The organism is Acetobacter papayae (assembly GCF_047721125.1).
Classification (GTDB): Bacteria; Pseudomonadota; Alphaproteobacteria; order Acetobacterales; family Acetobacteraceae; genus Acetobacter; species Acetobacter papayae.
Map to the genome: position 1 here is coordinate 35012 of NZ_JBDNWF010000005.1, position 18681 is coordinate 53692.

Consider the following 18681-nt stretch of genomic DNA (forward strand, 5'->3'; position numbering starts at 1 on the left):
GCCCTGTCGCCCACAATCCGGCGACAGGCGAGAGCAAGCACACGGTGCCCCATACAGAGGCCCGGACGGTCTTTTGCACTGCTCCGGGCCGTATTGTTACCAATCCTGCTCTGTGCGGGAGCTAGCGTCACCTTCCCCCACAGTCTGGCACAGGCGGCAGCGGCCAATACGGCCCATAAACCGCACCACGCCCACCATATCACGCCCCATACATCCGGCAGCCCATCGGGCAGTCACTCGGTCGTTCAGGCCCGCCACGCGCTTGAAAACGCGCGCGCCAGACACGAGGCCGCACAGGCGGCAACGCAGCGTCAGGCCGCGGCGGTTGCCGCCTCCCGCGCCAGACAGGATGCCGCCATGGCCGCGGCGGCCACAGCCCGCACTCAGGCCCGCGCCCTCTCTGCCGCGACCCTCAGTGCCACAGCGCAGCTACAGGATACGGAACAGCAGATTGCCGATCTGTCGGACCGTATGGATGCAACCCATCAGGAGCAGCAGGCCCTGTCTGCAAGCCTGCTGGGGCATGAACAGGCACTGGCCCCGATCCTGCCTCTGGCGGTGCGGCTTTCGGTCTATCCCTCCGATACCTTGCTGGCAGCCCCCCTGCCCCAGAACGATGCCGTAACCGGCTTTCTGGTTCTGCGCGGCCTGTCACGCCAGTTGCAGGATGAAGCGCGCGACCTGCGCGAAAAACAGGCCCGGCTGGCCGTGCTGGATCACGACCTCACCGCCCAGAAAACCCGGCTGGAAGCGCTGGAGCAGCAGCAGGCCAGCGAACGTGCAACCGTGCGCAGGCAGGCTGATCAGGCACGTAAGGCGCAAAAACGGGCCGATAGTGCCGCCCGTGTGGCAACGCAGGCGCTCCAGAACGCCATGCAGCGCGCCTCAAGCCTACAGGATGCCGTAGACCGGCTTGAAGCCCTGCAAACCGCAGCTGAAACCCGCCTGCACCAAGCCCTGAGCGCTCCGCCACCCCGCCCGCGCACAACACACACCCTTACAGCCCCGGCCGATACACAGGCCACAACCAGCCAGCAGGACACCGTACAGGCCAACACAGCGGAAGGCCCCGGTCTGAACGAACAAAGCGGGGCAGCTTCCGGGCTGAAGCCCGTGGCCGGAACACTGCTCAGCGCGTGGGGGGCCAGCACCGAATCCGGTCCCGCCACAGGCATGACCTACCGCACCCCGCCGGGTGCCAGCGTGCGCGCCCCCTGCACCGGCGGGGTCGATTTTGCCGGTGTGTTCCGCACATATGGGCGTATGGTCATTCTCAACTGCGGCCGCCATTACCGCTTCATTCTGGCAGGCCTTTCCGAGCTTTCAGTCGATACCGGGCAGGATTTGACAAAGGGCGCACCCATAGGACACATGGGAAATGCGGGCAGTTCAGCCAGACTGTTCATACAACTCCGGCACGGGCAGCAGAGCATCAACCCGGCCCCCTTCCTGTAGGGCGTAAAGCCATGACGGCATGGGCGGTTTCCCTGCGTTGCGGAACAGGCTAGTCTCGCCCGCAACGCGACCTGCCACACACCATGCCTCCCCTTGGGCAGGGCTATGGCGGGCCGGAAAAAAGACAGGACGAACACGCGCCACGGGGTTTTTCCCGGTTCTGGCGACAGGAGACAAGATCGCATGAAGTTCCGCACAGGTCTGATGCTCGGTGCCACCGCCATGACCGGCCTTGCCCTGGCTTTCTCTCCAGGTCACTTCCCTGCCAGAATCCTTCTGCCTGCCCCTGTTCAGGCGCAGACCGCGACACCCGATGCCGCGCCCACCGCAAACCACGCCGAAACCTACCGCCTGCTGACCCTGTTCGGCACGGTTCTGGATCTGGTGCGCTCCGATTACGTCGAGCCCGTATCCGACCGTGATCTGATCACCAATGCGCTGAATGGCATGCTCAGCGGCCTTGACCCGCACAGTTCGTACATGACGCAAAAGCAGTACGAAGACATGATGGTGCAGATGAAAGGCGAGTTTGGCGGCCTTGGGCTGGAACTCCAGCAGCAGGACGGCCATATCCGCGTTGTCTCCCCCATTGACGGCACACCGGGCTTCCGGGCCGGGATCAAGGCGGGTGATTACATCATCGCTGTGGATGGCCACACCGTGGACGGCATGCCGCTTGATGAAGCCGTAAAGAAAATGCGCGGCAAGCCGGACACCAAGATCACGCTGACACTGGTGCGCGAAAAAACGCCCAAGCCCATTGTGGTGACACTCACCCGCGAAATCATCCATATCGACGTGGTCAAATCCGCCCTGTACGACCGGATCGGTTATATCCGCATCGCGCAGTTTAACGAAACCACGGAAAAAGAACTGCTCAAGGCCTACAACACCCTGCGCCAGCAGGCGGGTGGCAAGCTTGCGGGCCTTGTGCTGGACCTGCGCAACGACCCCGGCGGGCTGCTTGATCAGGCGGTGGAGGTTTCCTCCAGCTTCATCCGTTCGGGCGAGATCGTGTCCACCCGGGCGCGCCACCCCAAGGACAGCCAGCGCTGGGATGCCCACGGCACCGACATTACCGATGGCCTGCCCATGGTGGTGCTGATCAACGGTGGCTCGGCCTCCGCCTCTGAAATCGTGTCTGGTGCGTTGCAGGATCACCATCGCGCCGTGTTGCTGGGCACGCGCTCGTTTGGCAAGGGGTCGGTGCAGTCCATCATCCCCATTCCGGGCAATGGCGCTGTGCGCCTGACCACGGCGCGCTACTACACGCCTTCGGGCCGCTCCATTCAGGCGCTGGGCATCATGCCCGACATCACGGTCAAGGAAACGCGTGACGACCCCGGCCTGAGCCTGCGTGAAGCCGATCTTGAGCATATTCTCAAAAATCAGGGCGGCAACACCACCAAGCCCCAGCCCCGTACCGACCTGCCTGCCATTGCTGCGGACATTCCCAACGAACCGCCCGCCAACTGGCCCGAGTTCGATTACACCAAGCCTTCCACCGACTTCCAGTTGCAAGAAGGCCTGCGGGTTGTCCGCTCCATGGCCGGGCTGCCGGCCCCTGCTCCAGCCGTGCCTGCCGCCCCCGCCCCCAAAACCCCGGCAAAGACGGACGGCGCGCAGCACCAGTAACAGCGTAAAGCGAGCACGAGAGCGGTCATGCGTACCCCTTCCCTGTGGCGGCGGCTTACCACCCGCGGCAGACTGTTCATCTGGTTCTGGCTTGCCGTTGTGGCGGTTGCCGCCATTCTGGGGGCAACCCTGCACTTTATCAGGCCGCCACATCCCTCCATTGCCCAATGGAATGCGGATGTGGCCCGCCACCACCTGAAGGGCGACCACACCGGCATTCTGCCGCCCCAAATGGCGCTGCTGGAAAAGCATAACGGCACCGGCGGCTTTCCCCTGCCCCTGACAGGCCCGCACGGGCAGACCGCCCGCCAGATTTACGCTGCACAGACCGTGGATGTACCGCCCGGCACCCCTATGGTGGCGGTGCTACTAGAAGGTATCAGCCAGCCGGATGAGCAGTCGACCGATGCCATGGCCTCGCTGCCCGGTGCGGTATCGGTTGCGTTTTCGCCCTATCTTTCGGGTGCGGATACGCTCATGGAAACTGCACGCCAGTACCAGCATGAAACCCTGCTGGTACTGCCCATGCAGGCCAGCAAGGACAAACCCACCACCACCCAAACACCCCCGGCAGACGATGCCGGGCCACGCGCCATCAGCCTGCTCAATTCCGCACAGCAGAACACAGATAACCTGAACTGGGTTCTCTCACGCATGGCGGGTTATGTTGGCGTAGTAGGTGCTCCTGTTGGGCCGAATGCAAATACCCTGCTGCACTCACAGGATTTCACCACCATTCTGGGCACACTGGACAAGCGTGGCCTGCTTTACGTGAACGGCACTGTGGATCAGCCCATTACCGGCGCAGGACTGCTGGGACAGGCGGATGTGCAGATCAATGCGGATACGGATATCGTCGGGATTGATATCCAGCTTCTCAAACTCCAGCAGGCAGCACGGCGCAACGGCCATGCCATTGGTGTCATGAGCCCGCTCCGGCCCGTAGCGCTGGCCTGCCTGCGGGCATGGATTGCCCATCTGAAAGATGTCGGCATTGCCCTTGTGCCGGTAAGCCAGCTTATCCTGCCGCCAGACCCGGCCGACGTTACGCCCACAACACCAAACGGAGCCATGCGGGTCAATCTGGCCGCTCCCCAAGCTACACAGAGCCGATAACCGCTATGTCAGAAACCGCTCCCCCTGCCTCGGCCCTGCCTTACCGCCCCAATGTCGGGGCTATGATTTTTCATCCCGATGGCCGGGTATTCATTGCGCGCCGCACGGACATGCCGGGGGCCGGTGGCCCTTTGAGTGAAGGCACATGGCAATGTCCGCAAGGCGGTATCGATGAAGGGGAAGACCCCGCACAAGCCGTGCTGCGCGAAGTGTGGGAAGAAACCGGCACCCATGCCGTGCATATTCTGGCAGAACACCCGGAATGGATTGCCTATGACCTGCCCGATCACCTGATCGGCAAGGCGCTGGGTGGCCGTTACCGTGGACAGACCCAGAAATGGTTTGCGCTCGCCTTTACCGGACAGGATGCCGATATCCGGCTGGATACACATTTACCAGCCGAATTCGATGCGTGGATGTGGGTGGACCTGAACACCCTGCCAGCCCGTAATGTCGGCTTCAAAAAGCCAATATATGAACGGCTGGCCCGCGACTTCGCAGGCCTGACCACACCCCGCTAAAGGGTGTGGCCTGCTGGCCGCGCAGGGTTAATGCGCGGCCTTTACCTTGCCATCACCCCGCATGGGTGAGCACAGGAAACAGAACGGGACACACAGGAAAGCCCCGATCCCCAAAATCATGAAAACCTCATTATACGCCAGCATGGATACCTGTTTGGTAAACTGCTGGAACATCGTATGCTGGGCTACGTTATCCAGTAGCGCGGGCGATGTACCACGCGCCAGCGCTACACTGCGCACCCTGTCCAGATAGTCATTGAACGGCTGGTGATAGGTCGTCATCCAATGTGTCATATGCGCCTGCCGGGCCTGCCTGCGCTCGGTCAGCAGGGCCGTAGCACCCGAAATCGCCAGAGACCCCAGCACGTTGCGCGACATACTGAACAGAGCCGAGGCATCGGCATTTAGGCGTTCAGGAATTGTGGCGTATGCGATGGTGGAAAGCGGCACGAACAGGAAGGCCAAACAGGCGGTCTGGCTCATGCGGAACAGCACCAGATGCCTGAAATCAAGCAGAGGCAAAAGCTGGGCTGAAAAGAACAGCGAGCACCCCATGAGCGCAAACCCCGTGGCGATCACGCTGCGCACACTCATGATTGTCATGAGCTTGCCTACAATGGGGATCAGCACAATCACCGCAAGTCCGCCGGGTGAAAGCACAAGACCGGAGAGTGTGGCCGTATACCCCATGACCTGCTGGGCAAACTGCGGCACCACAATAGCTGAGGCATAAAGCAGTGCACCCATGGCCCCCATAAGGGCCGTACCCATAGCGAAGTTACGGTCTTTGAAAACCCGCAGATCAACAGCCGGTTTATCCGTATGCAACAGCCACAGCACAGCGCTACCCAGACCGAAAACAGCCAGAACCGCCATAATCCGGATAAAGGTGGAGCCGAACCAGTCAGCATCCTCCCCGCGATCAACCATGATTTCAAGGCAGCTAAAGCCAATGGTGATCAGGCTGATGCCAATCGCATCCACCGGGGCTTTCTGCTTGCGCGCCCATGGTGGGTCTTCCACCACAGCCATGACGCCGGTTGTCGTCAGAATACCGAACGGCACGTTGATGAAGAAAATCCAGCGCCAGGAAAAGTTATCTGTAATCCACCCGCCCAGTGTCGGGCCGATAACCGGCCCCACCACCGCGGCAATGGCCGTAAGCCCAAAAGCCGCCGCACGTTTGGCCGGGGGAAAACTATCCAGAATAATGGATTGCTGGTTCGGCTGTAGCCCGCCACCAAAGAAGCCCTGCATCAGCCGGAACACCACCAGTTCGCCCAGGCTGGTGGCCGTGCCACACAGAAAGGACGAAACCGTGAACATGATGATACAGATAAGAAAATAGTTTTTCCGACCGAAGACTTTTCCAAGCCAGCCGGAAATGGTCAGCACGATGCCGTTGGCAACAAGATAGGCGGTGAGTGTCCATGTCGCATCGTCATACGTGCTGGACAGGCTGCCCGCGATATGAGGCAGCGACACGTTGACGATGGTGGTGTCCAGAATTTCCATGAACGCCGCCAGTGTAACCACAAAGGCGACCGTCCATGGATTATGCTTGGGCTTCCACCCGCCGGGAGCGACGTTATCGGCTGCCGAGGCCATCAGGGATGCGCCTGCTGGCTGTCCTGCGCCGCTGCATCAGCCGGGGCGCGGGGCGGCGGCGCATCGGAGCGGCCCTGCGTATCCACATGCACCACGGGCTCGACAGACAGGCCAAGGGCCAGCGGCTGATCCGGGTCCAGCCCTTCGTCAATAATGATCTTCACCGGCACGCGCTGCACGATCTTGACGTAGTTGCCGGTGGCATTTTCAGGCGGGAAAGCGCTGAACGTCGCCCCTGTGCCCTTTTGCAGGGAATCAACATGCCCGCGCAGTTTCAGGCTCGGATAGGCATCAACACGCACATCCACCTTCTGGCCCGGTTTCATGTGGGTAATCTGGGTTTCCTTGTAGTTGGCCACCACCCAGACTTCGGGTTCAACAATAGAGAAAACCGCCTGCCCCTTATGGACGTAGTCACCCTGCTCGATATTACGCTGGCTGATCCAGCCGTCACACGGGGCACGGAGAACAGTCCAGCCAAGGTTCAGATCCGCATTAACCAGATCGGCGTCAGCGCCGTGCACATTGGCCTCGTCCTGGGTCACGCGTATAGCGGTGTTATGGATGTTAGGCTGAACGGGCATGGCCATCTGCACCGTACCCTGTGCAGCAGTCACCTGTGCGCGCGCTGAATCGAGTGCAGCCTGTGCGTAATCCATATCCTGCTGCGAGGTGGCTGCTCGGGCCACGCTATGCTGGCGGCGATAATCTGTCTGGGCTCGGAATTCCTGCGCGCGGGCTTCGGCCAGACGACCCTGCGCCTGCATCAACGCACCGGGATATTCGAGCATGGCCACGGCGTGCATCATCTCGCTGGCCTGCGCCGTTGCCTTGGCAGCGTCGAGCGAGGCCAGAGCCCGATCGCGCGAGGCCTGCCAGTCACGCGGGTCGATGCGGGCGAGAATCTGGCCCTTACGCACGAACTGGTTGTCATTCACCAGCAATTCCACCACGTAGCCTTCGACATGCGGGGCAATGCTAACGGCACGCCCAGCGGTAAAGGCATCATCGGTGTCAATGTCGTTGCGGGTAAAAAACCAGTAAAGCCCGGCTGCAACAACCAGAATGGCAATGACAGTCGTTAGAATCGGTTTCAGGCGTGACGGCTTTTTGCCTTCGGTCTTGCCGGTTGCACCTGCCTGCCCGTCACCCTGCGCGCCGGATGTTTCGGGAGACTGTTCGTGGTTTTCGTCCGCCATGCTTTATCCCTGCCCTGCAAACACCGTGTCATAAAAATCCGCCACGCGCCGCACTGCGCTGACCGACCGGTTCGGTCAGTATGTGGCACGTTCGCCGTTTCGCTTCAAGCGTGGCCTTACACCCACATTGGAAAGACACCCTTGTCAGCGCGGGTGTCTAACGCTCAAAGCCCTGTGTTCGCACAAGTTGCGCGTAAAGACCGTCATGCGCCATCAGCCCGTCATGCGTGCCGCATTCGACCGCGCGCCCGTGCTCCATCACCACCACCATATCCGCCGACCGCACGGTCGAGAGACGATGCGCCACAATCAGCGTAGTGCGGCCACGCCGCAAAGTGGCCAATGCGTCCTGCACCGCAGCTTCGTTCTGGCTGTCGAGCGCGCTGGTGGCCTCATCGAGCAGCAGCAGGCGCGGGTTGCGCAGCAGAGCGCGCGCCAGTGCCACACGCTGGCGCTGGCCACCTGAAAGCCGCTGCCCGCCCGGCCCTACCTGCGTATCCACCCCTTCGGGCAGATCTGTAATAAATTGCTCGGCCGAGGCTGCACGAATGGCCTGCCACACATCCTCTTCCGAAGCCTCGGGGCGGCCTACCAGAATGTTTTCCCGCACAGAAAAATCGAACAGAAGCGGGTCCTGACTGACATAGGCAATGGCATCGCGCAGGCTGGCCAGTCGGATATCGCGCAGGTCCAGCCCGTCCAGCACAATACGCCCGCTGGTGACATCATGCAGGCGCGGCACAAGAGACAGGGCGGTAGATTTGCCAGCCCCCGATGCCCCCACCAGTGCGACCGTGCAGCCCGGCTGAGCATCGAAGCTCAGCCCTGCAAGACCGGTGCGCCCGTCGGCATAGACAAAGCCCACGGACTCGAACACCAGATGCCCTTCCCCCTCCGGCAGCGACACGGCATTAGCCCTGTCCATGACAGTGGGTTTTTCATCTATGATCTTAAACACGCGGCTGAGCCCCGCCATGCCTTCCTGCAAGGCGGAATGTACTGCCCCCAGAGCGCGCAGGGGCCGGGCCGCCAGCAGCAGGGCCGCCACAAAGCCCGAAAAATCGCCCAGCGAAGCCCCACCCGTTGCAGCCCGCCAGCCTGCAAAGCCTAGCACGGCGGCAACCGCCGCTCCCCCCAGTGTTTCCAGCAGGGGTTCAACCCGTGCGCGGCTGCGGGCAATCTGCAGGACGGATTCATGCAGCCTGTCAAAAGACAGGCCAGCCCGCTTACGCTCCGCCTGTTCCAGCCGGTAAACCCGAACCGTACGCGCCTGCGAAAAACTTTCGGTCAACAAGGCCGAGGTTTCCCCCATGCGCTCCTGCATCCCACCCGAAGCCCGGCGCACCCGCCGCCCCAGTTTCTGGATAGGCAGTACCGCCGGTGGGTAAAGCAGGGCAGCAATCAGGCTCAGTTCCCAGTCCATATAGAACATGGACACCACAAGCCCCACTACCGTCACCGCATCGCCTACGGAACTGACAGCCCTGAGCATGGCATCGCGCACGGCCACCGCATCCGTCGTAAAACGCGCGGCCTGCTTGGCAGGGGCCTCGCTTTCCACCTGCGTAATGTCGCTGCGGATCATATGGTCGAACATTTCGCCCTGCAGGCCCCGCACAACCTTGAGCACCAGCCCCTGTGTGACAACGGTCTGCCCGTACTGGGCGAGTGACTTGGCGGCTGTCAGCATCACCACAAGCAGCGGCACCTGATACAGAATGCGCGAATCCCGGGAGGAAAACATATCCAGCGCGCGCTGGATCACCAGCGGGTAAAGGGCTGTCAGCAACGCGGTTATGATCGGCAGCGCCGCGGTAATCACCACATGCATTTTGTGATGGCGAATCTGCCCGTGCCACAGCCTGAGCAGCAGGGTCCATGTATCGTCGGACAGGAATTTACGCTTGGCAGGGCGAGAGGCCGGGTGGGTAGCTGTCATGCCCCCATGTAGCAGCCCTCAGCCCTCACGTGCAAAGGGGGGCAAACCACCTCTGGCAACAAAGCCGCTGCTTTCAGGCTTGCTCGCTCAGAATCCGGCCTAGTTCAGCCCGGCATGCCTCAGCCGAAGCCTTACAGCCACCCTGCCGCCACCACTGCCTGACCTGCGTAATCACCTGCCCCATGGCCGGGCCGGGTGCGACCCCCATGGCCAACGCGTCACGCCCTGCCAACGGAAACACCGGCACATCAAGCCCGGACAAGCGCTGGCGCAAATGCGCGAGCGCCTGCACGCGGGCTCCATCCTGCGGGTTTTGCGCCTGACAAAGCCACAGCCCCGCCATAAGGCAGTCGGGTGGGGCATCCACCAGCAGGTTCCGCAAGAAGTCCTGTGCCTGTTCGTTATTATTCAGCCGGGCCAAGGGGCTCTCTGGCGCGCCTGCGCGCGCAATACAGCGCAGGCGCGCGGCCTCCGCCTTTGACAGCTTCAACCGCGTGGCCACAGTCGCGGGAGCCGGGCTCAGCGCGGCCAGACGCAACAGTGCATCGGGCGGGGGCTGGCAGGCCTCCAGCGCTTCAAGCCTGTCCAATGTCACGCCTTCGGGCAGGATAACGGCTAGAACGCCCGTTTGCGCCATAAGCCGCATAACGGGCATGACCTGAGGAAGTGCGAGAATCTGCCGTAGTTCCGACCACACGCGCTCGACAGAAAGCCCTGTCAGCAGGGCTGCCGTGCGGCCTAGCACCGCGACTGTATCCGCCGCAGGCTCCCCTTTGCCATAACGGGCCTGAAAGCGGAAAAAACGGAGGATACGCAAGGCATCCTCCTCAATGCGGCTTTGCGCATCGCCCACGAACCGCACGCAGCCTGCACGCAGATCCGCCTGCCCGCCAAACCAATCGTACAGCCTGCCCGCCTGATCAAGAAACAGGGCGTTGAAGGTAAAGTCGCGCCGGGCGGCATCCTGTTGCCAGTCATCCGTCCAGGCCACCACGGCATGGCGGCCATCGGTCAGCAGGTCGCGTCGCAGGGTAGTAATTTCACAGGGCAGCCCGTCTACAACAGCGGTAACGGTTCCATGGGCCAGCCCCGTGGGTACGGCCACAACCCCCGCCGCACGCAGCCGCTCCATCACCTGCTCGGGTGCAAGCGGCACGGCCATGTCGATATCGGCCACACGTCTACCCACCAGCAGGTCACGCACCACGCCACCGACCAGCCGGGCCTGCGGCAGAATACGCCACAGAACATGCAACAGCGCGCGTTGCCGGTCGGATAATCCTTCTATGAGGGCAGACTGTTCAGGCGTGTTGTTCACACGCTATCGTCCGGGCTGTCAGGGCAGTCTGTCTCGTCCCCCTCCTGCCCTGTGGAGGACAGGCAGCGGGCCAGCGGAAAGAAACAGCCGCAGCTCCACACCCCCATGCACCGCACGCCCCGGTACAGACCCGGCTCGGCCAGTGCGGCCAGTTCGTACCACACGCTACGGCTCAGCCGGGCTTCCAGCGGCCAGCGGCCATCGCCTGCCCGCACCAGCAGATAAGGGGGGCAGGCATCCACGCAGGCTTCAGGCGGGACATCCCATTCGGTTCGAATCGGATGCTCACTGCTGGCCGTCACGGTTTCGTCCATGTTGGTGCGAAAACACAGCCGCTGGGTGCGGCCCACCCCCGACCATGTCAGTTCCACCGCAACAAACGGAACATCCTCAACCTCGATCACACCGCTCTCAAAAGGAGAGCGCAGCAAATAGGCCCCCTTTTCGTCCCGGGTCAGCAGGGAACCAAACAGGCACAGCATAGCCTTGCGTTTGATAGCGCTGCCCCGATAGAGCCAGCTCCCATCACGCCGGATCAGAAACGGCAGGCGCGGCACGCCGCCCTTCATGCTCGCGCCAGCCACCTGCGACAGGCACGCCGCCACGGATTCCAACCCGGACTCCGAATGATCGGACAGGCTGAATTCCTTTTCCCCACACGGGGCTGCCCCCGCGTTCTGCGCGTTTTCGCCTTTCACGACCTGATCACCCCGTAATGCGTGTCCATATGCGTCTTCCAATGATATAGGGAGCTTACCCCGCTTGATGAAACCCCCGCATGTCTTCAAGACTGGACAAATGACCGCATCAGACGCTCCGCTCTCAGCACTTTCCTCCGCCTCCCGCCCTGATGTGCGCGAGGCAGACCGTATCTGCGAACGGCTGTCGGCCGTGCAGCAGGCCCTTGGCGACATTATTTTCGGGCAGGATACCGTTATCCGCCAGACGCTTGTCACCATTCTTTCGGGGGGGCATGCGCTGCTGGTCGGCCCGCCCGGTCTGGGCAAGACCCTGCTTGTCACGACGCTGGGCACGGTGCTCGGGCTTGATGCCCGGCGCGTGCAGTTCACGCCGGACCTCATGCCCTCCGATATTACCGGAGGCGAAATCCTGGATGAAGACAGCACAGGCCGCCGAAGCTTCCGCTTTGTAAAGGGGCCGGTTTTCTGCCAGCTTCTCATGGCTGATGAAATCAACCGCGCCAGCCCGCGCACACAATCGGCCCTGCTACAGGCCATGCAGGAACACCATGTTAGTGTCGCCGGCACCGAGCATGCACTGCCCCAGCCTTTTCATGTGCTGGCAACCCAGAACCCGATCGAGCAGGAAGGCACATACCCCCTGCCCGAAGCCCAGCTTGACCGCTTCATGCTCCAGATCGCGCTCGACTTCCCCCCCGAGGACGCCGAACGTCAGATGCTGCTGGCCACAACCGGCGTAAGCCGCCCCACCGCCGAGCCGGTGCTGAGCACACGCGGGCTGGTGGAGGCTCAGACCATGGTGCGCACCATGCCGGTGGGTGAAAGCATTGTGGATGCCATTCTGACGCTGGTGCGCGCCGCCCGCCCGCAAACCACCCCGGATCAGGACCTGAAAACCGCCATTGCTTGGGGCCCCGGCCCGCGTGCGGCCCAGACCCTCATGCTCGCGACCCGCGCACGCGCACTGCTCGATGGCAGGCTGTCCCCCAGCCTTGACGATGTAGCGGCCCTCGCGCAGCCGGTTCTGGCACACCGTATGGCCCTCAGCTTCGCGGCCCGGGCTGATGGCCTGACCCCGGCTGATGTCATTACCCGGCTTGTAAACCGGCTGGGCTGACGTCTTTTGGACGGGTTCGCGCACCGCATCGCCTCTTTTCTTCCGGCCTTCCTGCGTCCGGCGGCCGGTCGCCACGGTGGCGGCCACGCAGCAGGGCGCGCCAGAGCACGGCCCTCTGCTACTGGGGCCGCAGGCACGCCCATGCCCCCCAGTGCTGCAGCGGCGGCGGCACTGGCCGCACGCATGCCCGACCTGCTGCTGCGCGCACGCCAGACCGCAGCCACACTGGCCGCTGGCCTACACCCCCAGCGCCGTGCGGGGTGGGGTGATAGTTTCTGGCAGTACCGTCCGGCCCAGCCGGGAGAGCCCGCCTCGCGCATAGACTGGCGGCAGTCAGCCCGCACCCACCATGCGCAGGTGCGTGAAAAAGAAGCGGAAACCGCCCAGACCATTCTCCTGTGGTGCGACATGTCGCCCTCCATGGACTGGTGCTCGGCCCCGTCCATCCCCTCCAAGCTGGACAGCGCCATTACCCTGTTGCTGACCATGGCCGCCCTGCTGCTCCGTGCGGGAGAAACCGTGCAACTGGCGGGGCCTTCGGGCCTGTTCCCTCTACCTACTGGTGGCCCGCCGCTGGAACGTCTGGCCATGGGGCTGATTGCGCAGGCGCATAAAGAGCTGGCAGCCACACCGGATAGTGCCGCACAGGCCCCTTTCCAGCGCCTGCCGGTACATCTGCCCATGCGCGCGCATCTGCTGATTGCCAGCGATTTTCTTGGCCCGCAGGAAGACATACAATCCTTCCTGCGCCATCTGGCTGCCCTACCTGTACGCGCGCATCTGCTGGCAGTGCGCGACCCGGCTGAGGCCAGCCTGCCCTATGCAGGGCGTGTACTGTTTACAGGGCTGGAGGGCGAACAGCCGGTTGAACTGTCTGAAACCACCGATATCCGCGCGGCCTATGCCTCCCTTATCGCCACGCGTGAGGGTTGGCTTGCTGACACGGCCACGCGTTACGGCCACGACCTAACACGGCACCAGACAGACCAGACAGCCCTCCCGGCCCTGCTGAGCCTGCATACGCTGATGAGCCACTCCGCATGAGTTTTTCCTCCCCCTTCCTGCTGCTGGCACTGGCAGGGCTGCCGCTGGTGTGGTGGCTGCTGCGCGCCACGCCGCCGCAGCCGCGCAGGCAGGCCTTCCCTCCCGTGGCGCTGCTGGCCGGGCTCCGCACCCGCCAGATAGACGCCGTGCGCTCGCCCCTGTGGCTGCTCATTATCCGCGCGCTGGTTTTCTGCCTGCTGGTTGTAGGGCTTGCCGGGCCGTTCCTGCACAAGGATACGGAAACCGCTACCGCATCCGGCCCTGTGCTGCTGGTCATGGATAACGGCCTATTTGCCGCTCCTGACTGGGCGGAGCGGATCAGCACGGCGCAGGCTATTGTGGAAAACGCGGCCCGCACCCAAAGCCCCGTAACCCTGCTGCTAACTGCCCCCACCCCAACGGAACAGCCCGCACAAGACCAGCCTCAAGCCCGCGCCGCCGCCGAGGCTGAGCAAACCCTCAACGCCCTGCGCCCGTCTCCATGGCCGGTTAACCGTGCGCAGGCGGCAAAGCAGTTGAGTGCCTTGGAGCATGGCTATGCCGGGGTATTCTATCTGGCGGATGGCGTGGCCAGCCCGCAGGATACAGGCTTTGCTTCCGCCCTGCGCGGTGCCGGGCCGGTGCGCGAGGTGCGCTTCCCCCATCAGACCGCGCTGGCGCTAACACCGCCCCCTCCGGCTTCGGGCGATATCATGGCCCGTGTGCTGGCGGTGCCTTCCGCCATGCCGCAGGACATGACAGCCCTTGCTCGCACCGCCGATGGCGCGACACTGGCGGCCATTCCTTTCTCTCTACCAGCCCATGCAACGCAGACAGATATCCACCTGCCCCTGCCGCCCGAACTGCGCAATCAGGTTGAAACCATTACCCTGCGCGGGATTTCAGGCGCGGCCACCACGCTCCTTATGGATGAAACCGACAGGATGCGCCCTGTAGGTCTGCTTTCGGCAGGTGGGGCGGACACACCCTTGGTGGGCGCACTGTTTTATATCCGCCGGGCACTCGGCCCTACAACAGACCTGCATGAAGGCACACCCGAAACCCTGCTGAACCGCCCGCTTTCTGTACTGATCGCACCTGATGGCACACTCACCGGCACCCAGACCCAGCAGGCCGTGCGTGCATGGGTGGAAAAAGGCGGTACGCTCATCCGCTTTGCCGGGCCAGCTCTGGCCGGAGCTCCGCATGAGGGCACCAGCCCTGCCGATAACCTGCTGCCGGTGCCGCTGCTTGATGGCACGCGCCAGCTTGGTGGTTCCATGACATGGGGCGCGCCGCAGAAACTCGCGCCCTTTGATGCGCTCTCGCCCTTCCGGGGGCTGTCCATCCCGGCCGATGTCACGGTCAGCAGACAGGTTCTCGCCAGCCCGACCGACACGCTGGGTGAGCAAAGCTGGGCACGACTGGCAGACGGCACACCGCTTGTTACCTATTCCAGCATGGGCAAGGGCACACTGGTTCTGTTCCACGTCAGCAGCACGGCGGACTGGTCCAACCTGCCGCTGTCGGGCCTGTTTGTTTCCATGCTCCAGCGCCTGACAGAACATGCCAATGGCCTTGCCATTCCAGCAGATGACACGCTGCTTTCTCCAGCCCTGAGCCTTGATGGCGAAGGCAATCTTGGCCCGCCGCCTGCCACAGCACGCGGGCTCAGGGCCAGCGCCTTTGAGAGCACGCCGGTCTCGCCCGAGCACCCGCCCGGCCTTTACGGCCCGCGCAATGGCCGACGCGCCCTGAATGCCGCAACCCAGATCACAGCCCTGCAGGCGGCTGATCCCATCGGCACCCTGATCGATCCACAAACGCGCCAGCCAGACAGGCCGCTGGGCCGTTACAGCCTGCTGGCGGCCCTTGTGCTCATGCTGGTGGACGGACTGGCCATGCTGCTCATGCGGGTGGCACGCCTCCCCTCCCGGCGCGGAATGGCCGTGACACTCATGGCAGGGCTGGTTCTGGCTGGCGGAACGGCACGGGCGCAGGCCCCCGATGATGGTACGGGCAGTCTGCCACCCGCCACCACGGCAGCGCCGCAGAGCATGCCCTCCGCCATTGATACCCTACCCCCCACAACCACCTCACAGGCTCCGGCAGTGCCACGTGCTGCGCTGGAAACCCGGCTGGCTTATGTAGTGACAGGTCATCCCGATGTGGATGAAGTCTCCCGTCAGGGGCTTCAGGGCCTGTCGGATTTTGTAAATGCCCGCACTTCCGCCAAGCTGGGTGTGCCGGACGCAGTGCGCCCCGGACAGGATGACCTCAGCTACTATCCGCTGATTTACTGGCCCGTAACGGGCGATGCCGAGACATCCCCCGCCGTGACCGCCAATCTGAACAGTTTTATGGCGCATGGCGGTATCCTGCTGATCGATACACAGGGTGACGATGCCTCTGGCGAAGAGGGCAGCACAACCAGTGGCAGTGCAGGTCACGCCCTGCGGCGCGTAACGGCGGGGCTGCAAATCCCGCCCCTGACAACCATGACAGACCACCACCTGCTGGCGCACACTTTTTACCTGATGCACGATTTTCCCGGTCGCTACGCCGGGCAACCGCTCTGGGTCGCGCGTGAAGGCGATGCGGAAAATGATGATGTCAGCCCCGTTATTATCGGCTCGGCTGACTGGGCCCATGCATGGGCGGTCGATGGCCATGGCGGCACACCCTATGCCGTGCTGCCCGGTGGGGCGGAACAGCGTGTTCAGGCCTATCGCTTTGGCCTGAATGCGGTGATTTACGCCCTGACAGGTAGCTACAAGGCCGATCAGGTGCATGTGCCCATGCTGCTCAAACGGCTGGAAGACACGCCATGACAGACCTTCTTTCCCATTCTGTCACCTTTGAGCCGCTTGTCCCTTTATGGCTGCTGGCGGCGCTGGCTGTGCTGGCGCTGGTGCTATGTGTCGTGGGGCTGTTGCGGGCCAGCCCGTCCGGGGCTCTGCTCCGCTTTGGGGCCGCCCTTGTTATCCTGACGTGGCTGGCCGGGCCGCAACGCCTGCATGAAAACAGCCACCCCCTGCCCCAGACCGCGCTGCTGCTGGTTGATCACTCTGGCTCCATGTCTCTGGGACAGAGAAACGCCATTGCCCGTCAGGCAGCGGATATTCTGGCACATGCGCAAGCACCGGGGCTTGAATTTCGCACGGTCAACGTGCGCGAAAATGGCCATGACGGCACCAGACTGTTTGAAGCGCTCGATCAGGCGGCGGCGGATATTCCGCCTGCACGCTTTGCCGGGGCTGTCATGCTGACAGATGGCCAGAACCTCGACACCCCAGAAACCATCCCCGACAGGCTGCGCCCGGCAGGCAATGGCAGCCACCATACCACCCTGCCCCTGCATGTGCTGCTCAGCGCCAAAGGCGAGGAAACCGACCGCAGGCTTGAGTTACTAGAAGCCCCCCCTTACGCCATAGCCGGGCAGGATGCGCATTTGCGCGTGCGGGTGCAGGATGCCGGACCGGGCACGCATGACGGCACGCCCGCCACACTGAGTGTGCGCGTCAATGGCGAAGCCGCGCGCACAGTACCTGTGCAGACAGGCACCCCGCAGGACATTACCGTGCATGTGGCCCATCCCGGCCAGTTGCTAGTCAGCCTTGCGGTTTCTCCTCTGGAGGGCGAGGTTTCGACCATCAACAACCAGACTGTCGTGACCATCACCGGCATTCGTGACAGGCTGCGCGTGCTGCTGGTATCGGGCACGCCCAATCAGGGTGAACGGGTCTGGCGCAGGCTGCTCAAGGCCGACCCGGCAGTGGACCTGATCCACTTCACCATTCTGCGTCCGCCGGAAAAAGATGACGGAACGCCGCTGTCCGATCTGGCGCTTATCGCCTTTCCCGTGCGTGAACTCTTTCAGGAAAAAATCCGCCAGTTCGACCTGATCATTCTCGACGGGTTTGAAAACCGCCACATTCTACCGCGTCTCTACCTTGAGAATATTGCGGATTTTGTACGTCAGGGCGGTGGCCTGCTGCTAACGGCGGGGCCGGAATTTGTTGGCCCCGGCTCCTTGCAAGATACCCCGGTGGGCGATGTGCTGCCTGCCCATGTGCCGTTTGAAAACAGCATCATCACCCAGCGTTTTCGCCCCACACTCACCGCCACTGGCCGCAGGCACCCAGTTACGGCCGCCCTGCCCGGCGCACCGCAGGGGCTGCCCGCTCCATCTGCCAACGGCGCACCACCGCCGGGTGGCACGGACGGAGCTACGGATGGCACAAGCTCGTGGGGGCCATGGTACCGCGCCCTGCGCCCGGACCGCACCCATGGCGAAGTGCTGATGAACGGGCCGGATGGCGCGCCCCTGCTGCTGCTCGATCATGTGGACCGTGGCCGCGTGGCCCTGCTCCTGTCTGACCAGATCTGGCTCTGGTCACGGGGCGAGGGCGGCGGCGGACCACAGGCCGAGTTACTGCGGCGGATTTCGCACTGGCTGATGAAAGAGCCAGAGCTGGAGGAAGAACAACTTGCCGCCAGCCTGTCCGATGGCGTGCTGAGCATTACCCGCCACAGTGTTTCCAACGACCCGGCCAACACGGTGAGCGTGACAGCGCCTTCCGGCGCCACCCAAACTGTAACCCTGCACCCAGATGCGCAGGACCCCGGCACTTTCCGGGCCACACTGCCCGCCACGGAAAACGGTATCTGGCAGATCAGCGATGGCACACACACAACCTATGCTGCCCCCGTGCAGGCAGACCCGGCGGAATTTGCCACCCTGCGCGCAACTGCAAGCAAGCTTGATTCCATCACCCGCCAGACGGGTGGTGGCGTGTTCTGGCTGGGAGATTCTCCCGACACGCTGCACGTGCCATCCACCCGTGTTGCCAGTTCATCCGACCTGCACGGGGCGGACTGGCTGGCTTTTCCCGCACGCGGTGCCCATACCGTAACCGGGCGGACAGCCGCACCACTGCTGCCAACATGGGTCTATCTGCTACTGGCACTGCCGCTGATACTGGGTGCATGGTGGCGCGAAGGGCGCCGCCCCCGCTGATGGCACCGCTTAAGAGCGCCTTGCCTCTT

General features: G+C 63.1%; 13 protein-coding genes. 8 read left to right on the top strand and 5 right to left on the bottom strand.

The window, feature by feature from the left end; all coding sequences use genetic code 11:
• Positions 1 to 93: 93 nt before the first annotated feature.
• The 4 genes from ABF757_RS02960 (at position 94) to ABF757_RS02975 (ending at position 4727) form a co-directional block, all read left to right on the top strand.
• Positions 94 to 1455: a murein hydrolase activator EnvC family protein gene (locus ABF757_RS02960; RefSeq protein ID WP_415480859.1), complete on the top strand. Its 1362-nt coding sequence runs from the start codon at positions 94 to 96 to the stop codon at positions 1453 to 1455.
• Positions 1456 to 1638: 183 nt separating this feature from the next.
• The gene (locus ABF757_RS02965; protein ID WP_415480860.1) at positions 1639 to 3090 is read left to right on the top strand and encodes a S41 family peptidase; all 1452 of its coding nucleotides are present in this window, start codon (positions 1639 to 1641) and stop codon (positions 3088 to 3090) included.
• Positions 3091 to 3117: 27 nt separating this feature from the next.
• Positions 3118 to 4206 (top strand): divergent polysaccharide deacetylase family protein, encoded by a 1089-nt coding sequence (locus ABF757_RS02970; RefSeq protein WP_415480861.1) that lies wholly within the window; start codon positions 3118 to 3120, stop codon positions 4204 to 4206.
• A gap of 5 nt (positions 4207 to 4211) precedes the next feature.
• Complete coding sequence (locus tag ABF757_RS02975) at positions 4212 to 4727, top strand: RNA pyrophosphohydrolase (RefSeq protein ID WP_025861610.1); 516 nt, start codon at positions 4212 to 4214, stop codon at positions 4725 to 4727.
• 27 nt (positions 4728 to 4754) lie between these two features.
• Here the strand turns inward: ABF757_RS02975 and ABF757_RS02980 are convergent, their stop codons facing one another.
• The 5 genes from ABF757_RS02980 to ABF757_RS03000 all read right to left on the bottom strand — a co-directional run bounded on the left by ABF757_RS02980 (position 4755) and on the right by ABF757_RS03000 (position 11360).
• A complete protein-coding gene (locus tag ABF757_RS02980) occupies positions 4755 to 6335 on the bottom strand; it encodes a DHA2 family efflux MFS transporter permease subunit (protein ID WP_415480862.1) in 1581 nt (526 codons plus the stop codon).
• On the bottom strand, positions 6335 to 7534 hold the full coding sequence (locus ABF757_RS02985; protein ID WP_051543383.1) for an HlyD family secretion protein: 1200 nt from the start codon (positions 7532 to 7534) through the stop codon (positions 6335 to 6337). Before ABF757_RS02985 ends, ABF757_RS02980 begins: the two co-directional genes overlap by 1 nt.
• Before the next feature lie 157 nt (positions 7535 to 7691).
• Complete coding sequence (locus ABF757_RS02990; protein WP_415480863.1) at positions 7692 to 9473, bottom strand: ABC transporter ATP-binding protein; 1782 nt, start codon at positions 9471 to 9473, stop codon at positions 7692 to 7694.
• A gap of 73 nt (positions 9474 to 9546) precedes the next feature.
• Positions 9547 to 10791: a CCA tRNA nucleotidyltransferase gene (locus tag ABF757_RS02995; RefSeq protein ID WP_415480864.1), complete on the bottom strand. Its 1245-nt coding sequence runs from the start codon at positions 10789 to 10791 to the stop codon at positions 9547 to 9549.
• On the bottom strand, positions 10788 to 11360 hold the full coding sequence (locus ABF757_RS03000; RefSeq protein ID WP_081773625.1) for a DUF1285 domain-containing protein: 573 nt from the start codon (positions 11358 to 11360) through the stop codon (positions 10788 to 10790). The genes ABF757_RS02995 and ABF757_RS03000 overlap by 4 nt, the downstream gene beginning before the upstream one ends.
• 229 nt (positions 11361 to 11589) lie before the next feature.
• Between ABF757_RS03000 and ABF757_RS03005 the strand changes: the two genes are divergently transcribed.
• The 4 genes from ABF757_RS03005 to ABF757_RS03020 all read left to right on the top strand — a co-directional run bounded on the left by ABF757_RS03005 (position 11590) and on the right by ABF757_RS03020 (position 18652).
• Positions 11590 to 12609, top strand: a complete 1020-nt coding sequence (locus tag ABF757_RS03005; protein WP_415480865.1) for an AAA family ATPase — start codon at positions 11590 to 11592, stop codon at positions 12607 to 12609.
• Between the two features lie 141 nt (positions 12610 to 12750).
• Complete coding sequence (locus ABF757_RS03010; RefSeq protein WP_415480866.1) at positions 12751 to 13653, top strand: DUF58 domain-containing protein; 903 nt, start codon at positions 12751 to 12753, stop codon at positions 13651 to 13653.
• A complete protein-coding gene (locus ABF757_RS03015; protein WP_415480867.1) occupies positions 13650 to 16463 on the top strand; it encodes a DUF4159 domain-containing protein in 2814 nt (937 codons plus the stop codon). The genes ABF757_RS03010 and ABF757_RS03015 overlap by 4 nt, the downstream gene beginning before the upstream one ends.
• Entirely contained in the window at positions 16460 to 18652 is a 2193-nt protein-coding gene (locus tag ABF757_RS03020) for a VWA domain-containing protein (RefSeq protein ID WP_415480868.1), read from the top strand. The genes ABF757_RS03015 and ABF757_RS03020 overlap by 4 nt, the downstream gene beginning before the upstream one ends.
• The last annotated feature ends 29 nt before the right edge of the window (positions 18653 to 18681 follow it).

What these genes read in the sequence shown, in the direction of transcription:
- ABF757_RS02965 (WP_415480860.1), top strand. Translation starts at nt 1,639, where the DNA reads ATGAAGTTCCGCACAGGTCTGATGCTCGGTGCCACCGCCATGACCGGC.
- ABF757_RS02970 (WP_415480861.1), top strand. Translation starts at nt 3,118, where the DNA reads ATGCGTACCCCTTCCCTGTGGCGGCGGCTTACCACCCGCGGCAGACTG.
- ABF757_RS02975 (WP_025861610.1), top strand. Translation starts at nt 4,212, where the DNA reads ATGTCAGAAACCGCTCCCCCTGCCTCGGCCCTGCCTTACCGCCCCAAT.
- ABF757_RS02980 (WP_415480862.1), bottom strand. Translation starts at nt 6,335, where the DNA reads ATGGCCTCGGCAGCCGATAACGTCGCTCCCGGCGGGTGGAAGCCCAAG.
- ABF757_RS02985 (WP_051543383.1), bottom strand. Translation starts at nt 7,534, where the DNA reads ATGGCGGACGAAAACCACGAACAGTCTCCCGAAACATCCGGCGCGCAG.
- ABF757_RS02990 (WP_415480863.1), bottom strand. Translation starts at nt 9,473, where the DNA reads ATGACAGCTACCCACCCGGCCTCTCGCCCTGCCAAGCGTAAATTCCTG.
- ABF757_RS03000 (WP_081773625.1), bottom strand. Translation starts at nt 11,360, where the DNA reads ATGAAGGGCGGCGTGCCGCGCCTGCCGTTTCTGATCCGGCGTGATGGG.
- ABF757_RS03005 (WP_415480865.1), top strand. Translation starts at nt 11,590, where the DNA reads ATGACCGCATCAGACGCTCCGCTCTCAGCACTTTCCTCCGCCTCCCGC.
- ABF757_RS03010 (WP_415480866.1), top strand. Translation starts at nt 12,751, where the DNA reads ATGCCCCCCAGTGCTGCAGCGGCGGCGGCACTGGCCGCACGCATGCCC.
- ABF757_RS03015 (WP_415480867.1), top strand. Translation starts at nt 13,650, where the DNA reads ATGAGTTTTTCCTCCCCCTTCCTGCTGCTGGCACTGGCAGGGCTGCCG.
- ABF757_RS03020 (WP_415480868.1), top strand. Translation starts at nt 16,460, where the DNA reads ATGACAGACCTTCTTTCCCATTCTGTCACCTTTGAGCCGCTTGTCCCT.